Source organism: Spartinivicinus poritis, assembly GCF_028858535.1.
Taxonomy (GTDB): Bacteria; Pseudomonadota; Gammaproteobacteria; order Pseudomonadales; family Zooshikellaceae; genus Spartinivicinus; species Spartinivicinus poritis.
Window position 1 is genome coordinate 22141 of record NZ_JAPMOU010000048.1, and the last position, 16109, is coordinate 38249.

The 16109-nt window shown below is 41.0% G+C and carries 13 protein-coding genes and 2 tRNA genes; 12 read left to right on the plus strand and 3 right to left on the minus strand.

The window, feature by feature from the left end:
* The 7 genes from gspK to ORQ98_RS23795 all read left to right on the plus strand — a co-directional run bounded on the left by gspK (window position 1) and on the right by ORQ98_RS23795 (window position 7022).
* A complete protein-coding gene (gspK, locus tag ORQ98_RS23765) occupies window positions 1–1098 on the plus strand; it encodes a type II secretion system minor pseudopilin GspK (protein WP_274691312.1) in 1098 nt (365 codons plus the stop codon).
* Window positions 1099–1119: 21 nt separating this feature from the next.
* Complete coding sequence (gspL, locus tag ORQ98_RS23770) at window positions 1120–2457, plus strand: type II secretion system protein GspL (protein ID WP_274691313.1); 1338 nt, start codon at window positions 1120–1122, stop codon at window positions 2455–2457.
* Between the two features lie 6 nt (window positions 2458–2463).
* On the plus strand, window positions 2464–2982 hold the full coding sequence (locus tag ORQ98_RS23775; protein ID WP_274691314.1) for a type II secretion system protein M: 519 nt from the start codon (window positions 2464–2466) through the stop codon (window positions 2980–2982).
* Between the two features lie 259 nt (window positions 2983–3241).
* A tRNA-Val gene (locus ORQ98_RS23780) sits at window positions 3242–3317 on the plus strand.
* 95 nt (window positions 3318–3412) lie between these two features.
* Window positions 3413–3489, plus strand: a tRNA-Asp gene (locus ORQ98_RS23785).
* Window positions 3490–4496: 1007 nt separating this feature from the next.
* The gene (locus tag ORQ98_RS23790; protein ID WP_274691315.1) at window positions 4497–5810 is read left to right on the plus strand and encodes a hypothetical protein; all 1314 of its coding nucleotides are present in this window, start codon (window positions 4497–4499) and stop codon (window positions 5808–5810) included.
* Between the two features lie 231 nt (window positions 5811–6041).
* The gene (locus tag ORQ98_RS23795; RefSeq protein WP_274691316.1) at window positions 6042–7022 is read left to right on the plus strand and encodes a 1-aminocyclopropane-1-carboxylate deaminase/D-cysteine desulfhydrase; all 981 of its coding nucleotides are present in this window, start codon (window positions 6042–6044) and stop codon (window positions 7020–7022) included.
* A gap of 41 nt (window positions 7023–7063) precedes the next feature.
* On the opposite strand, the gene ORQ98_RS23800 is transcribed toward ORQ98_RS23795, so the two are convergent.
* A complete protein-coding gene (locus tag ORQ98_RS23800; RefSeq protein ID WP_274691317.1) occupies window positions 7064–8008 on the minus strand; it encodes a DUF1853 family protein in 945 nt (314 codons plus the stop codon).
* A 291-nt stretch (window positions 8009–8299) separates the two neighbouring features.
* Between ORQ98_RS23800 and ORQ98_RS23805 the strand changes: the two genes are divergently transcribed.
* The 4 genes from ORQ98_RS23805 (at window position 8300) to ORQ98_RS23820 (ending at window position 11541) form a co-directional block, all read left to right on the plus strand.
* Window positions 8300–9181, plus strand: a complete 882-nt coding sequence (locus ORQ98_RS23805; RefSeq protein WP_274691318.1) for an NAD(+) kinase — start codon at window positions 8300–8302, stop codon at window positions 9179–9181.
* Between the two features lie 14 nt (window positions 9182–9195).
* A complete protein-coding gene (locus ORQ98_RS23810; RefSeq protein ID WP_274691325.1) occupies window positions 9196–10179 on the plus strand; it encodes a metallophosphoesterase in 984 nt (327 codons plus the stop codon).
* A 262-nt stretch (window positions 10180–10441) separates the two neighbouring features.
* Window positions 10442–10687 (plus strand): YeaC family protein, encoded by a 246-nt coding sequence (locus tag ORQ98_RS23815; protein WP_274691319.1) that lies wholly within the window; start codon window positions 10442–10444, stop codon window positions 10685–10687.
* A gap of 14 nt (window positions 10688–10701) precedes the next feature.
* Entirely contained in the window at window positions 10702–11541 is an 840-nt protein-coding gene (locus tag ORQ98_RS23820; RefSeq protein ID WP_274691320.1) for a DUF2797 domain-containing protein, read from the plus strand.
* A 234-nt stretch (window positions 11542–11775) separates the two neighbouring features.
* On the opposite strand, the gene ORQ98_RS23825 is transcribed toward ORQ98_RS23820, so the two are convergent.
* Window positions 11776–12504 carry a substrate-binding periplasmic protein gene (locus ORQ98_RS23825; RefSeq protein WP_274691321.1) on the minus strand — a complete coding sequence of 243 codons (729 nt, stop codon included), beginning with the start codon at window positions 12502–12504 and terminating at the stop codon, window positions 11776–11778.
* Between the two features lie 206 nt (window positions 12505–12710).
* Between ORQ98_RS23825 and pepN the strand changes: the two genes are divergently transcribed.
* On the plus strand, window positions 12711–15356 hold the full coding sequence (gene pepN, locus ORQ98_RS23830) for an aminopeptidase N (RefSeq protein ID WP_274691322.1): 2646 nt from the start codon (window positions 12711–12713) through the stop codon (window positions 15354–15356).
* Between the two features lie 91 nt (window positions 15357–15447).
* Here the strand turns inward: pepN and ORQ98_RS23835 are convergent, their stop codons facing one another.
* The gene (locus ORQ98_RS23835) at window positions 15448–16011 is read right to left on the minus strand and encodes a hypothetical protein (RefSeq protein WP_274691323.1); all 564 of its coding nucleotides are present in this window, start codon (window positions 16009–16011) and stop codon (window positions 15448–15450) included.
* Between the last annotated feature and the right edge of the window lie 98 nt (window positions 16012–16109).

Consider the following 16109-nt stretch of genomic DNA (forward strand, 5'->3'; position numbering starts at 1 on the left):
ATGAGTTATAAGCAGCTAAATAAACAAACAGGGGTAGCCCTTATTTTTATCATGGTGATTTTTAGTTTAATCACTGTTTTAGCTGCAAAAATAGTAACCAACATACGTTTAGAAACTGAGCGCACCAGCCATTTGCTGATGCGCCAGCAAGCCAAGCAATACGCTTATTCTGCTGAGCAATTAGTTGCTGAATTACTGCGAGCTGACAAGGAAAATGATGAGCGTAATAAAGCAGTTAAAGATCACTATTTTGAAGCTTGGCACTATCAACAGGAAGAATTGAAAATCGATACGGGTGATATTGGTAAAATTGAAATTGATGTATTTGATCTGCAAGGGTTTATTAATTTAAACAGTTTAGCTGCAACTGGTTCAAATAATAACAACCAGCCTCCAGGTGGTAATCCTTCAAACACTCCAGGAGGAAATAATCCAGGTAATAACCAAAAGGGTAGCCCTCTAAATAGTAAGGTTGTTCTTGAAAAGTTGTTAAGCTTACAAGGTATAGAAACTAATAAAGCCAAGCAAATTGTCAGCCAAATTGTGGACTGGGTTGACACCAACCAACAGGTGAGTTCTGGCGGTGCTGAGGATGATGACTATTTGTTAGGTGACAACCCCTACCGCACTGCTAATGATCAAATGGTCTCTGTATCAGAGCTAATGCTACTGGCCAATATGGACTATAAAATTTATCGCAAACTGGCTCCTTTTGTAACAGTGATCCCAGCTGCATCAGGAGATACTAAAATTAATGTTAATACAGCTCCAATTGAAATATTTCAGGCTTTGATAGAAGGGCTAGATAAGCGTTCTGCTGAGAACCTTGTTAAGGCTAGAGGAAAAGAAGGGTTTAAAAAAATTGATGACTTTACTGGCCATCAGATTTTAGCAGGGAAAGGAGACAAGCTTCCTAAAGGCAGTCTGGATATCAAAAGTGATTATTTTAAGGCTGTCATAAAAACCAAGTTTGCCGATGCAGAATATTACTTAGTGAGTTATTTTCATCGGAGTCCTAAACAGGGTGTGAGTGTGATCTCACGGCAAGAAGGGCAACCATTAATTCGATTGGCTAAACCAAAAGTAAAAAAAGACTAACGTAGGTAGGTCACTGTTGTTATGGAAGGGTATCTTTTTATCCGCGTTACAGATGTATCTGGCTCTGAGCCAGATCAGATAAGCGCTGAATGGCTTGGGTGCAATTCAGAAGGTGAGCTGCATTTTGGCCCTTCCCGGGGACAGCTGACTGCCCTTGAGCAAACATTAGCTGAGCAGGAAGGGATCAATAAGGTAAAAGTAGTTGTGGTAGTGCCTGCTGATCATGTGCTTATGCTAAATGTGCCAGTGAATGCAGGCCAAATGAAGCACCTGAAACAGGCGCTGCCTTTTATGCTGGAAGAATATCTGATCAATGATATTGACGATATGCATATAGTGACTAACCGGCAAGTTGCTAATGAAATGTTACCTGTGGCAGCCGTTAATCATGAATATATAGCGCCCCTCTATGAAGCTATTCATGCAATTGGTTTAGTACCAATGCTGTGTATTTCTGAGTCACAACTGGTTACTACCAAAGATGACACCATTCAGGCCATTATTGATGGTGATCGCTCTTTGCTGGCGATTCCACCAAACTGTTTTTTTGGCCTGGATATGCATGCATTGCCCTCAACGCTAATGACGGTTTTAGAAAACCCTTCTGAATATCGACAAATAGATGTGGAGGATGACCCAAGTGCAGCAATTGCCGCAGAGTTTAAACAAATTAAAGTAACAGTAGCTAAGCCTTTAACCACTGAAGTGAAAAAGTTACTAAAACAGCTGGAAACTCAGCTGGCAAGCCACCAAATTAGCTTGGAATATTCTGCACTGAAAGGCACTATTTTTCACTACTTATGCCGTAGTTTTTTACAACGAACGGATTACTCTGCGTTTATTAACTTGTTCCAAGACCCCTATGGCGTTAGTTCTGAAAACACTGGACTGGGTGTCTGGAAACCACTGGTTGGCTTAGTTGCTGGTTGGCTGGTACTGGCTGTTGGCTTGAATGTTGGGCAAGGGGTTTATTTTGACTTGCAAACCAACAATCTGAAACAGCAAAGCATTTCTCTTTATCAGGATGTGTACCCAAATGATGATGCAGAAGAAGAGTTGCAGGAAAGGATGGTTAGCCGCTTAAAGGCAGCAGGTGGTGGCAAACAGGAAAGTCCCTTCATGGATATGTTGGTGAATGTTTCTTCTGTAACCCAGCAACTGGGAGGGCAGCAAATCAAACCGAAGAGTTTGGATTTTAACCAGTCAGCAGGTTCGCTCACTATCGAAGTGCATGCAAAAAGTTATGAGATTTTGGATAACTATGTACAAAAGCTAAAGGGCAGCGGCCTTTCAGCTAATTTGGAAACAGCTAACCAAGAGAAAGCTAGCGTACTGGCGCGTATCAGCATCAAGGTTTAGTAAAATATGAAAGCGTTATCTGAGCAGTTACAACAGTCAGCGGCATTTAAGCAACTTCACAGCAAGTATCAGGCATTAAATGAGCGAGATCGAAAAGCACTGTTATTAATGATTGGTTTTTTAACTTGTGTACTGCTTTATGTCATGGTTTGGAAGCCATTGGCTCAATGGGCAAATGATGCTCAGTCTGACTATTTTCGTGAGCAAGAAACCCTGGCCTGGCTAGAGGTGAATGCCCCCGTTGCCAAGCAGGTGCAAGCCAGTCAGTCTAGAGGGCAGCAGTTTAGTAAAGATAAAATTTCAGCGGTTGTTACCAGTGCTGCCAGGCGCAGTGGTATTAAGCTGAGCCGAGTACAACCCGGGAGTCAGGGAGTAACCGTTTGGGCTGAAAAAGTGCCTTATCAAAAGTTGTTAGAATGGCTAGTCTATTTACGTAACCAGTATCAACTGTCAGTTGATAAGATTCGTATTGATGCTCAAGATGAGCCTGGCGTTGTTCGGGTTTATGTGAGTGTGACAGCGTAAATTAGGGATAGATTACTTACTAGAGTATAAGCGCCCTGTATTGCGCTATTAAACTATAGAGATGCACTAATTCAGTGCATTAATGAAGTGCAATATTTTGGGTGCTGATGTTATTACCGAAGCAGAAATGCTTGTTGATAGGATGGTGATTATCTATTGTAACTGTCTACACTATCAGCAGTGTCGAAATAGTTTTTATCATCATATTTGAAAAAACTTGACAGCTTAAGGATTATCAGTAGAATACGCTTCAACTGTCGGGCAGATAGCTCAGCTGGGAGAGCATCGCCCTTACAAGGCGAGGGTCGGGGGTTCGAACCCCTCTCTGCCCACCATTATCGACAGTTAGCAGTTAAAAGCTACAAAGAAAAGTTAGTGACACTAACTAGAGTAGTAGCTCAGTTCATGATTGCTTGCTAAGTAGTCAAATGGAGCGGTAGTTCAGTTGGTTAGAATACCGGCCTGTCACGCCGGGGGTCGCGGGTTCGAGTCCCGTCCGCTCCGCCAACTCCTTTCTTGATACTCCTAGTATTCCTTAATTCATTAAATATACATCAGTTTGGTATATTATTTGCCTTGTGTAGTCTTAATAAAAATCAATAAAACTAGGAGTGCAACCTGTGGAAGACTATTTAGAAGAGTTGTTGGAGTCAAATGAGCCTGTTGAGTTTGATGACGATGATATTGATGATGCATTTGAGTTGTAAAGAATAGCAACACTATCGCAAGTTTAACTCACTGGAAAGTAAGTGAGTTTATTAATTGGTCTGCTTTATGGCCGTTTTTAAAGCAGCATAGCTAGTCGGCTTTTTTATTAAGTTCTTTATTTGCTATCCCTCCTAACCTAACTTCAGTTTTGCTATTGCTTGCGGTATAGTTAAGTTTGATTAAAAATCGTACGTTTTCTCTGTTCTTGCATCCTGCATTAGTCGTTATTTGCCAAAAATCACATCGTCTTTAGAGAGTTTTTATTCTTGGGTTTTTACAAACTGTGATTGATTCTGCGGGATTGATTTGAGGTACTCGTAAGTAAAACGTTGACGTATTTTTTAATGCGCGAAGGAATTTATCTATGCTCGAATTTTGATCTAGCTAATGGTGATTCCTTCACATTAGAGGGTGTGGCAATTCAATAAAATATATGTCGAATGCAGGGTGTGCTTTTTTGATCGGTTATAGCCGCTATAAAAGCTAGCAGTCATTTGGTAACTGCTATTAATAAACAGTGAATAATAAAACCGACAGATTGAGAGCCTCGTTCATCGATGAGAAGTTGTTGTTTTATTTTTTATAAATAAACACGGCTGAAGCAGCTTGAGTTTTCAGCTTGTTTTCAGATAAGTTGATAACAAAATTAAAGATTCGATCACTAGCCCAGTAGTTTAATGAGAGAATCGAATAGCTGCGCTGACAGTATTGGGGGGAGATGACAATAGATCAACCACTTTCTATTGATCATATTTTCAGCATAAACGACACTTAGTTACCTTGTTGTAAGGTAAAAGGAGTAGACCTTGGGACACAAATCCTTTGAAGAAGCCATCATGTTCTTTAATAGTCATGGACTCTGTAAGCAAATGCTATATTCAGAGTTTGATGCTATTTTGGATGGCATCGTGTTAGTGCAGGAGTTTGCTTCACAAACGGTTAAAGGCGCTTATGTCAGAGTAGCCCCTTCTTTAACTATTCAGTCTGTTGTGTTGTTTTATTTAACCTTCAACGAAGAAGGTCGAGCTGATTGTAAATGGAATATTCCAGTTCAGCATATGGCAGAAGTAGCTGGAAGAGGTCCTGATTTGGGAGATGGACATATCCGTATTGCTTGTCGTACTCAATGTCCGGTGAGCTGGCATCAGCGATTATTATGGGACCCCAAGCCATCAGCGATTAATGAGTTGGTATTAATTAAGGCTGCACTTAAAAGAAATAAACTACGGTTCTACGAAGACTATGTAGAGCCATCGGCCCCTCAGCCACCACAACAAAAACCAGTAGCTAAGCAGCCGTCATCAGTGCAAGGTTACCAACAACAATTGCAAGCATTACGTGATCAATTGGATCAACGTATTCAAAACCAACAGCTTAAGCATGAAAATAGTGTAGCGAAGCTTGATTTAGAACTAATGGAATTAAAGTCGCAACTAAAAAAAGCTGAGCATGAGGCAAAACAGTATAGACAGCAGTTAGTTCAAAAGAATCAAGAATATCAAACTAGCCGCAAAGAAATGACGCGGTTGCTCCAAGATATTGAGGCACAAAACCAAAATCGTTTGGCTGACCTGAAAGAGTCGATCACAAAAAAAGTAGAGGCTAAGTATCGTACTCAACTTAATGAGCTACGTGATTTAGTCAAAGCAAAAGATGTTGAAATTAGCTATTTAGAAGATATTGATAAGCAGCAACAGTTAGAGCTTGAAAGGTTGCAACAAGAAAATAAACAACTAAAAATCACCCACCCTGGTGATGTATTAGCTCAATTGGCAGCTAAAGGTGTTATGTTTATGGCCTATCACCCAGGGGTGGGTCATGTGACTATTCCAGTTAAAGATGTTGATGAGTATTTAGCAGATAATATTGCTTATGTAGCCAAGCGTTGTTTTGTATCGAAAGAGCATTATTTGAGTTGGCGCAGGCATTATGAGAATGCAACTTGTGATGCAACGGTTAATGGCAAGCGCTGTGGTCAACCCATTGCTAGGGTTGAGGTACCCAGAGAGTATGAGGTAGACAAGTCAAGCATGTGTGTCGATCACCAGAAAACAGAAAAAGATGAAAAAGGTGAACAGATAGAAAGTGGCCAACCTCCTCAGCTAAAAGTATCGCGATAAGCTCAATAAGTCTGAAAAATTTATGAATACCTGCTGGTATTCATAAAACACTAAACGGTGAAAGTGCTGAACTAATAAAGTGCTTTCATCGTTTTTTTTTGCCTGAACTAACAGTCTCACTGCCTTATAAAGTTCCTCTAGATAGCATTAATTCTATTCAACTACTACAGTAAAAAAGTATAAAATACCGCTATTGGTGTGTATGCAATACTTACTAAAACTGGAGTATTTATGAGTGATCAATGGCAGGCACTGACTACAACAGTTGCTAAACCACAACTACAAGCTGTTAATTACCCGCTATTTGAGCAAATGAATGTACAGGTGAGCATATTAAGACTAGATGCAGTGCACTCATTATTGTCTGGGAATAAATGGTATAAATTAAAGAATAATTTGCAGATAGCTTTACAGCAAGGTTATCAATCTCTGGCGAGTTTTGGTGGTGCTCATTCTAATCATATTCATGCTCTAGCGGCAGCAGGTAAATTACTAAAAACAAGAACAGTAGGTTTTATTCGTGGATATGTTAGTCAGCCGCTTACCCCAACGCTACTTGATGCCGCTGAGTGGGGGATGCAACTTCATTATTTAAATCGGCTCGATTATCAACGCCGTTATGAACAGGAATATTGGCAAGAGTTAATGGCGTATTTTTCATTGGCTAAGCCTGTATACTGGATTCCTGAAGGTGGTTCTAATTTACCGGGTGTGCAGGGTTGCCAGGATATATTGCTTGAAGTTCCAAGCTATCAGCAGTTTGACACGATTGTGGCCGCTTGTGGAACGGGGGCGACATTAGCGGGAATTATCTCGGTAGCAAAGCCTCACCAGAAGGTGCTGGGAGTGCCAGTATTAAAAGCAGAGCAGTGGCTGCAGCAAGCAATTCAAGATTGGTTGACTAAGCTGGATACCCAAGGAGCCCAGTGGCAGTTGCTTAGCAATTTTCATGAAGGAGGTTATGCAAAACTATCAGCAGAGCTAGTGGCATTTATGGATAATTTTACTCAAACCACCAATATTCCTTTAGACCCTGTTTATACAGCCAAAATGATGAAAGCGGTGGTAGAGGAGGTTAAAAATAAAAAAATAGCCAGTGGTAGTCGTGTTTTGGTGGTGCATACTGGTGGCTTACAAGGTTGCCGAGGAATGGAGCAGCAGGTTGCTCAAACGCTGCATCAGGTCTCAGGAAATTCTCATAAATCCCAGTGAAATATCCAGGCTAGGGCCTGTTAACACTCTTTGAATCACCACTATTTTTTTGCTCTCCGTAACCAGTCATCAGGCACCAGAAAAAAGCGAAGAGTCTCTTGCCAAAATTGATGATTGCTTGAGCCACTGGCAATTAACAAGGGGTAGGGGTAAGCGCTGGTTGTAAAGTGTTGGGTGGCATAGTGACTAAGTGCTGCTGAAGAAAACAGCCGATGTTGTACAGTACTTGTAGTGTTGCTAAAAGGCGATAGCCATTCATGTTTAGCCAGCACCACAAATTCATCAGTTAGTTGCTTGTGGTCAATAAATTCTGACAGCTGGGAAGAGGTTAGCCAATAACCCGTTAAGTGGTTTGTATAAGCATGTTCAGGAGCAGGGCAGTGAGCGGCAAAAGGGTAAAATAAATAGCCTTGTAATAAAATCTCAGCAGTTACAGGAAATAGCTGGCGTTCTTGTAGTAAGGTTTGTCCTTCAATTGATTGGCTTAGACGCCCTTGTTTATTTATTAATTTATTGACTTTTAAATCCAGCCGGTCTTTTAAGCCTGGCCCAACCCAGCAAGACCAAGGGGAGACGTTTTCTTGTGAGTGACAAGGTAGTCCTAAATAATATTTAACAGCTAGTTCTCGATGAAATAGCTGATCTGATGAGCTAGCCCGATAAATTAAATCAAACTCACCTAATGTGCCCTTGCTGGATTTAATCTGTAGATTAGTAGCACATAGTTTGCTGCCTAATTTTTCAGCTAATAAATAGTACCAGAGAGTCTCATAATAAATACCCAATAAGTGACTTTTTCTAGAAGCTAAACGTTCAGTCAAGTTTTTTAAGTCATGTTGATTGACAGTAAATTGAGCATGTTGATGGAGAGGGCTGGTTAACCAATAACCTGTAGGTAAATAATGTAAATCCAATAAAACTGGGCTGTTTGCTATCCAATTCAGGTCACGTTCTAGCTGATCAAGTGATAACTGTAGGGTTGTCATAAAACATTTAGTTAGCAGTTGGATGTTAGTGTGAGTCGCCGATAATCAGTTGGCTCTATGTCATTATACCGAATGAAAATCAGATCAATGTGTACTCAGTGTTGTTGCCTTTCGACAGGCCACTAGCACGCCTTCAAACCAACGCCTTGATTGCGAATTTACCAAAAGACCATAGACTGTAAACAATTATTAGAGGTGCTCTAAAGATATTGGTTATAATAGGGCTTGGTCTGACATACATTTTATGTCTAGCTCTTCATTCAGCTACCATTACTACGCTTATTTTATACTATGGAGCAATTTAGAAACATTGGGGTCATCGGTCGTTTAGGGTCTGCTAGGGTTGTTGATACCTTAAAGCAGCTAAAACGCTTTTTATTAAGCCGTGGCTGTCATGTCATCCTAGATCAAGAACTTGCAGAATTGCTACCGGGCCACCGGCTACAAACTTGTACGCCTAAAATGATGGGAGAGATCTGCGATCTTGTGATTGTGATTGGTGGTGATGGCAGCCTGTTAGGTGCGGCGAGAGCGCTGGCAAAGTCACAAGTACCCGTAGTAGGCGTTAATCGAGGCCGACTGGGCTTTTTAACCGATATCTCTCCAGATGAAATTGAGGCTAGAGTGGGAGAGGTTTTAGATGGCAAATACATTATTGAAAGCCGTTTTTTGTTAGAAGCAATAGTTAAGCGCGATGGTGTGCCTATTGGACAAGCTGATGCACTAAATGATGTGGTGCTGCATCCGGGTAAAGCAACCCGAATGATTGAGTTTGAGCTGTATATTGAAGGGCAGTTTGTTTATAGCCAACGATCTGATGGATTAATTATTGCTACACCGACAGGGTCTACAGCTTATTCATTATCGGGTGGTGGGCCTATAATGCACCCCAAGCTTGATGCCATTGTATTAGTACCCATGTTTCCTCACACCTTGAGTAGTCGACCAGTAGTCATTGATGGTAATAGTGAAATTAAAATCATCATCAGCAGTCAGATTGGTACCTACCCGCAGGTTAGCTGTGATGGACAGGTGAACATTCCTGCTGCACCGGGTGATACTGTCACTATTTATAAAAAGCCACAAAAGCTAAAGCTTATTCACCCTTTAAACCATAATTATTATGAAGTCTGCCGCAACAAGCTGGGTTGGGGTAATCGGTTAGATCAATGAGAGCGATGTAAGTGATGTTACCTCAGCAAGGTTATGATGTAATTGGCGATGTGCATGGCTGTGCCATTGCACTAAAAATGCTGCTTGAGCAGCTAGGCTACAGCAAAAAGCGTGGAGTTTGGCAGCATAAAAGCCGACAGGCGGTGTTTGTTGGGGATATCGTTGATCGTGGCCCCAGAATACGTGAGTCATTACATATTGTGCATGATATGGTAGACCAAGCGGGTGCACAGATTGTAATGGGAAATCATGAGTTTAATGCATTGGGCTATTTTACGCCTATGCCAGCGAGTTCTGGCAGAAGTTACTTGCGTGAGCGAACAGCTCGTCATACTCGTATTATTCAGGAAACTCTGGATCAGTTTGCTAATCATCCTCAAGATTGGCGAGACTTTTTAGCCTGGTTTAAAGCCATGCCATTATTTCTAGAGCTTGAAGAGTTTCGTGTGGTACATGCTTGCTGGGATCAGTCACTGATTGATGAATATTTGAAACAATATGGCCACAATCGACTAACGGATGAAGGCTTGCTCCAAACCATGGATCGTCACGCGCTACCAGGGCGTATGATTAACCGACTGATGCGGGGTATTAATTTACCACTACCTGACGGCATTATTATGCGTGCAAAAGATGGCTATGAACGACATGTGTTCCGTGCTGATTTCTGGACGAAATCACCTACCTATTATCAGGATGTGGTGTTTCAGCCAGATCCATTACCACCAGAAGTAGCCACCCGCAAATTACCCGCAGAACAAAAGGCAAAGCTCTGTTATTACAGCTCCCAGGAAAAGCCTCTGTTTATCGGTCATTATTGGCGAATGGGGGATCCGAAACCCATTAAGCCTAATATTGCCTGCTTGGATTACAGTGCAGTTAAGTACGGAAAACTAGTCGCCTATCGCTTTAATGGTGAGCAACAGTTGCAGGCTAAAAACTTTGTTTGGGTAAATGTTGAGCAAAAGGCGCCATTTACCACCACCCTCAATTTTTAGTATTAGAGGTGACCATTACCAACTAGGTTGTCGCAAAAGGCTATGAGCGAAGCAAAGGCAAGGCAAAAATCGGCGAAAAGGCGGAGTTTATACTTAATAAATGAGCACTTTGAGCCAATTTTTAACGCTGTATTTGCAAGCGCAGTAGTTTTGCGACAGCCTCCAACAGGGCTAAACGATGCCTTCAGAATAGGTTATGATTAGCAACATAATAAGGGACGTGCATGTCCCTCAGTGACATTAGCCTAGATGTGATTAACCCATGCAGTTTGAAAAATTAATTAGCCAGATTACCCCTGATATTTATCAAAACTTAAAACAAGCGGTAGAAATTGGTCGCTGGCCTAATGGTCAGAGTTTGACCAGTGAGCAGCGTGAGCTGTCATTGCAGGCAGTTATCGCGTACGAAGCCAAGCACTTACCTGAAGACCAACGGACGGGGTTTATACCTGTCGCGTGCAAGAGCCAGCAATCTGCAAGTGCTGACACGATCAAAATCACCCAGTAAGGTATCATAGCCAAATGAGTTATCAGTTTGAGCACTCAATGGTGGGTGACTTACGAAAAATGCATGCCCAGCTGGTAGAGCCAGTCAGTTATCAGCTGCCGATTGGTGAGCAAATGGTTGAGTTAAATCATTTACTTAACCAGCTGATTCAGCTGGAGTATTTGGGTGAAATTCACTGTATCCACTGTGGTCGACGCTCCAAAAAAAGCTTTAGCCAGGGGTATTGTTACCCTTGTTTTAAAAAGTTGCCTCAGTGCGACACCTGTATTATGAGCCCAGAAAAATGCCATTATCACGAAGGGACTTGTCGAGACAGCCAATGGGCTGATCAATTTTGTATGACGGATCATATCGTCTATCTGGCTAATTCTACAGGCTTGAAAGTAGGGATTACTCGGGTAAATCAAATACCCACCCGTTGGTTAGACCAAGGAGCTGTCCAAGCCTTACCGATTGTAAAAGTGTCCACACGGCAACAATCAGGGTTATTAGAAAAGGCATTAAAGCAACAGCTAAACGATAAAACGAACTGGCGTGCACTTTTAAAAGGAAATGCTGAGCTAATAGACTTACAACAAGAGCGGGATAAACTAGCACCATTACTTGACCAAGCAATTGCTGAGTTACAAGAAAAATTTGGTATTCAAGCAGTACAACCCTTGACGGATAGTGAAGTGGTATCAATCGGTTACCCAGTTAATGAGTATCCCAGCAAAATCATCACCCATAATTTTGACAAAATTCCGCTGGTAAATGGCAAACTGATGGGAATTAAAGGGCAGTATTTAATCCTGGATACAGGTGTATTAAATATCCGAAAGTTTACGGCTTATAATGTGAAAATGAGCTGGTAAAACTGTCGTAAAAGGTGGGGGCTAAGTCCCTTCTTTTCCCTCTGAGACTGTCGCAAAAGCCATTTTTAGCTCCCTCTCCCTCTGGGAGAGGGCTGGGGTGAGGGTGTAATTACTTTAAAAACACCGCTACATGGAACAACTAGCCCCCTCATCCTAACCTTCTCCCCCACAGGGGAGAAGGGATTTGAAGTACTTTTGCGACAGCCTCTTAAAAAGGAAGGTTAAGGTAAGGAGTTACTTCAGTTTATGTTTTTGTAAGATTTTATCAAAAGTACCATCTTCCTTAATTGCTTTTAATCCCTTATTAAATGCGTCAATAATAGCTTTGTGTTTTTTATTCTTTAAACCAGAGCTTACATGAAGCTTGTTAATAGATAAGGCATTGTTTGTAAATTCTATTTGTTCAATTAACTTGGGTTCTTTGTCTGCAATTAAAGCCTTTGCAACGATTTCATCTTCTAACGTTATATCAATACGCTTGGCCACTAGTTTTTTCAAGTTCTTTATTAAGTCACTGGTTTCAGGGCGAGTAAAATTAGCCGCATTTAAAAATTCATCTCCGTAGCCATAACCTCTGATAATACCTACTTTTTTGCCATCTAAGCTTGCTAGCCCATTAAACTCAAAGTCATCTCCTTTACGTTTAATAAACTTAATCCGGTTTTCTAAATAAGAGTCACTGTAATGTAAAAACTTAGTCCGTTCTTCTGTCCACCAGGTGCCTACTAACACGTCATAGCTGGCTTTTTTTACACCATCAATAGCTCTTGCCCAAGGCACAAAATTCATGTCTAACTCATAGCCTTCTCGTTTAAAAGCTTCAGTAACAATTTCCAAAGCGACACCTTGGCCAGGTAAATCCGGAGAGAGAAAGGGAGGCCAGGGATCACCCGCGCCAGTTATTTTTTCACCATAACAAACGCTTGCCAGCAGCCAAAGCCAGATAGACAGCAGCTGTTTCATAGTCATTACCCCTTTCTTACTGCATGATTGTGACAAGTTGGTTTCAGTATAGCCACAGAGCAGGTTATCTGCTGCGAAAAATAAGCTTGTAATAACTTTGATGGGGCGGAGCTGATTTATATTGGGAGGATATGCTATAAAGACTGTTTATAAATGTATATATGATAAGAGAATCCTTACTGGCCAACTCACGAGTAACTAATTGAATGAAAGACGCACAACCAAAAACAATCTACTTAAAAGACTATCAAGAGCCTGACTACTGGATTGACAATACCGAACTGAGCTTTGACTTGGGTGAGGAAGTAACTGTCGTTCAGTCAAAGCTGTCGCTGCGTTTGAATGAAAACAAAACCCATGGCAGCTTACCACCCTTGGTATTAGATGGCACTGATCAAGTGCTTAAACAAGTATTGGTTGATGGTAAAACAATCGAGCCAAGTCAATATGAACTGACTGATGAAACTTTAAGTCTTCCTGTCACTCAGAAGGCATTTATCGTAGAAGTGACAACCGAAATTAAACCCCAAGAAAATACCTCACTAGAAGGGCTATATAAGTCAAATGGCATGTTTTGTACCCAGTGTGAGGCAGAGGGGTTTCGTAAAATAACCTATTATCTAGACCGGCCAGATGTCATGGCCAAATTTAAAACCACCATTATTGCAGACCCTCAGCAATACCCTGTAATGTTATCCAATGGTAATGATATTGCTAAGGGGGAGCGAAAAGATGGTAAGCAGTGGGTCACCTGGGAAGTTCCATTTAAAAAACCCAGTTATTTATTTGCCCTAGTGGCAGGTGATTTATCCAACGTTACTGATAAATACACTACCTGCTCAGGTCGGGAAATTACCTTAAAAATATTTACCGAACATAAAAATATTGATAAATGTGATCATGCCATGACATCGTTGAAAAAGTCGATGAAATGGGATGAAGACGTCTATGGTCGTGAATATGACCTGGATATTTTTATGATAGTAGCTGTCGACCACTTTAATATGGGTGCAATGGAAAACAAAGGGTTAAATATATTTAATTCATCCTGTGTGTTAGCTAAACCTGATACAGCAACAGATAATGCTTATCAGCGAATTGAAGCGATTGTGGGGCATGAGTATTTTCATAACTGGTCAGGCAACCGAGTAACCTGTCGTGACTGGTTTCAACTCAGTTTAAAAGAAGGCTTTACAGTATTTCGTGATGCAGAATTTTCTGCTGATATGAATTCTCGACCAGTCAAGCGTATTGAAGATGCTAATTTTTTACGCACAGCGCAATTTGCTGAAGATGCAGGACCAACAGCTCACCCCATTCGCCCAGATTCTTATATAGAAATATCTAACTTTTACACCCTGACGGTGTATGAAAAAGGGGCTGAAGTGGTTCGGATGATCCACAACATTGTGGGTAAAGAAGGTTTTAGAAAAGGCAGTGATTTATACTTTGAGCGTCATGATGGCCAGGCTGTCACCACTGAAGAATTTGTTAAAGCCATGGAAGACGCTAATCAGGTTGATTTAACCCAATTTCGACGTTGGTATAGTCAGGCAGGTACCCCAGTCATCACTGTAATGGATCAGTATGACGAAGATAGTCAGCAATATCAGCTGACCATTAAACAACATTGCCCAGCAACGCCAGGCCAAACTGATAAAAAACCTTTTCATATCCCCATAGCGATTGGTCTGTTAGATCCAAAGGGAAATGGTATTGCGCTTAATGATGCTGGAGATACAACCCAAGTATTGGATGTCACCGAGCAGCAGCAAACCTTTATCTTTAAAAATATTGCTCAACAACCATTACCTTCATTATTACGGGGTTTTTCGGCGCCAGTGAAAGTAAAATACCCCTATAGTCGGGATCAATTGTTATTTTTAGCATCCCATGACAGTGATGGCTTTAATCGTTGGGAGGCGGGTCAGCAATTAGCTGTGGATATCTTGGAAGAATTAGCCGAAAAAGCACGACAAAGTCAGTCATTAACCTTAGATGATCGGTTAATTCAAGCCTATCGAGCGGTATTACAAGATGAACAACTAGACCCGGCAGTAGCAGCGAAAATGTTAGCACTACCCTCAGAAGGTTATTTAGCAGAGCAAGCAGAAACGATATATCCCTTGGCTATTCACCAAGCGAGAGAGTTTGCCAAACAACAATTGGCAGAAGCGTTGTCAGAAGCTTGGCTGGCCGTTTATCAACGACTCCAGTCGGATAAAGCCTATCAACCCACGGCAGCAGATATAGCAGAACGAAGCCTGAAAAACACCTGCTTAAGTTATTTATCCCAATTAGGTGAAAAACAGCTGGCATTATTAGAAAAGCAATATCAAACCGCTACCAATATGACGGATAAATACGCAGCCTTGAGTTGTTTAGTCAATGCCCCAGCAGAGCTTGCTAAACCAGTAGCGAAAACAGCCTTAGCTGATTTTTATCAACGTTGGCAAGAGGATGTACAGGTAATGGAACAGTGGTTGGCAGTACAAGCCAACTGTAGTTTACCTGGAGCGTTTGAACATATACTCAGCTTACAGGAGCACGAGGCATTTGATATTAAAAACCCTAACAAAATTCGCTCGTTAATTGGCCAGTTTGCCATGAATAATGCCGTACACTTTCATCAGGAAACAGGAGCAGGTTATCAATTATTGGCAGACTATATCATTAAACTCAATATCGTGAATCCACAAATAGCCTCCCGTTTATTAACTCCACTAACTCGCTGGAAACGCTATGGCGAGCCCCATCAAGCACAAATGAAAGCTGAGTTAGTCAGGATAAGAAAACAGCCAGAGCTATCGAAGGATGTGTACGAAATAGTGGAAAAGAGTTTGAAGGCTTAGTTTGCATCAGGCAAAAGGCAGCCATTAGCCCGAATACTTCATTAGATATTAAAGATTCTGGGCTAGCTGCCTCAACTGTTATTAATCGATTTTATTGTGCTATTTGAGGGGTAAAGGTGACAGCTTTTACCCTGTCAATATAGGAGACACCTTTAACTTCTTCAGTGACTTCTACATCTAGCGCTGCTTTAAAGTTGGCTTTAGTAGTAGCCGTAGCAAACTTTTCTATAAACATCGCAGTTGTTGTATTGACTAAATCATTTTGAGCATCCTGGCATGTAAGTGAATAACCTTTTTTGTACTCCTCATTAATAGCTGCTGGGATTTCACTGAAATGATTATTGAGGCAATTTTTAGTCAGCTCTTTTGTAAATATGCCTGTGCCTTTAACGGGTGTTTCTTTTAGTGCAGGCAGCAATGATCGTATATCCGCAAAGGTAGTGATATGCTTAACAGCACGGTTTATTAAAGAACTTTTAACTTCTTTAGCAATACGAAGCTGTTCTTCAGCAGTATAGTTGGATTCACTTGTATTAGAAATAAACTCAATTGTAAAACCCTCTTCAGAAATTATATTCTCATATTCAGTACTTGTGCTATTAATAAGTATGGCTGAGTGAGTTGCTGTTAGGTCTTTAATATATTTTTGATACATTTTATATAAATTGTATTTGACTTTATATACCCATAACGAATCATTTTTAGGTGTAACTGAGTACCTAATCTGCAAACTCAGCTAATCCATTACCCATG

Coding starts and splice junctions, on each gene's coding strand:
- ORQ98_RS23825 (WP_274691321.1), bottom strand. CDS start 12,504: ATGAAACAGCTGCTGTCTATCTGGCTTTGGCTGCTGGCAAGCGTTTGT.
- ORQ98_RS23810 (WP_274691325.1), top strand. CDS start 9,196: ATGTTACCTCAGCAAGGTTATGATGTAATTGGCGATGTGCATGGCTGT.
- ORQ98_RS23815 (WP_274691319.1), top strand. CDS start 10,442: ATGCAGTTTGAAAAATTAATTAGCCAGATTACCCCTGATATTTATCAA.
- ORQ98_RS23835 (WP_274691323.1), bottom strand. CDS start 16,011: ATGTATCAAAAATATATTAAAGACCTAACAGCAACTCACTCAGCCATA.
- ORQ98_RS23800 (WP_274691317.1), bottom strand. CDS start 8,008: ATGACAACCCTACAGTTATCACTTGATCAGCTAGAACGTGACCTGAAT.
- pepN (WP_274691322.1), top strand. CDS start 12,711: ATGAAAGACGCACAACCAAAAACAATCTACTTAAAAGACTATCAAGAG.
- ORQ98_RS23805 (WP_274691318.1), top strand. CDS start 8,300: ATGGAGCAATTTAGAAACATTGGGGTCATCGGTCGTTTAGGGTCTGCT.
- ORQ98_RS23775 (WP_274691314.1), top strand. CDS start 2,464: ATGAAAGCGTTATCTGAGCAGTTACAACAGTCAGCGGCATTTAAGCAA.
- gspK (WP_274691312.1), top strand. CDS start 1: ATGAGTTATAAGCAGCTAAATAAACAAACAGGGGTAGCCCTTATTTTT.
- ORQ98_RS23820 (WP_274691320.1), top strand. CDS start 10,702: ATGAGTTATCAGTTTGAGCACTCAATGGTGGGTGACTTACGAAAAATG.
- gspL (WP_274691313.1), top strand. CDS start 1,120: ATGGAAGGGTATCTTTTTATCCGCGTTACAGATGTATCTGGCTCTGAG.
- ORQ98_RS23795 (WP_274691316.1), top strand. CDS start 6,042: ATGAGTGATCAATGGCAGGCACTGACTACAACAGTTGCTAAACCACAA.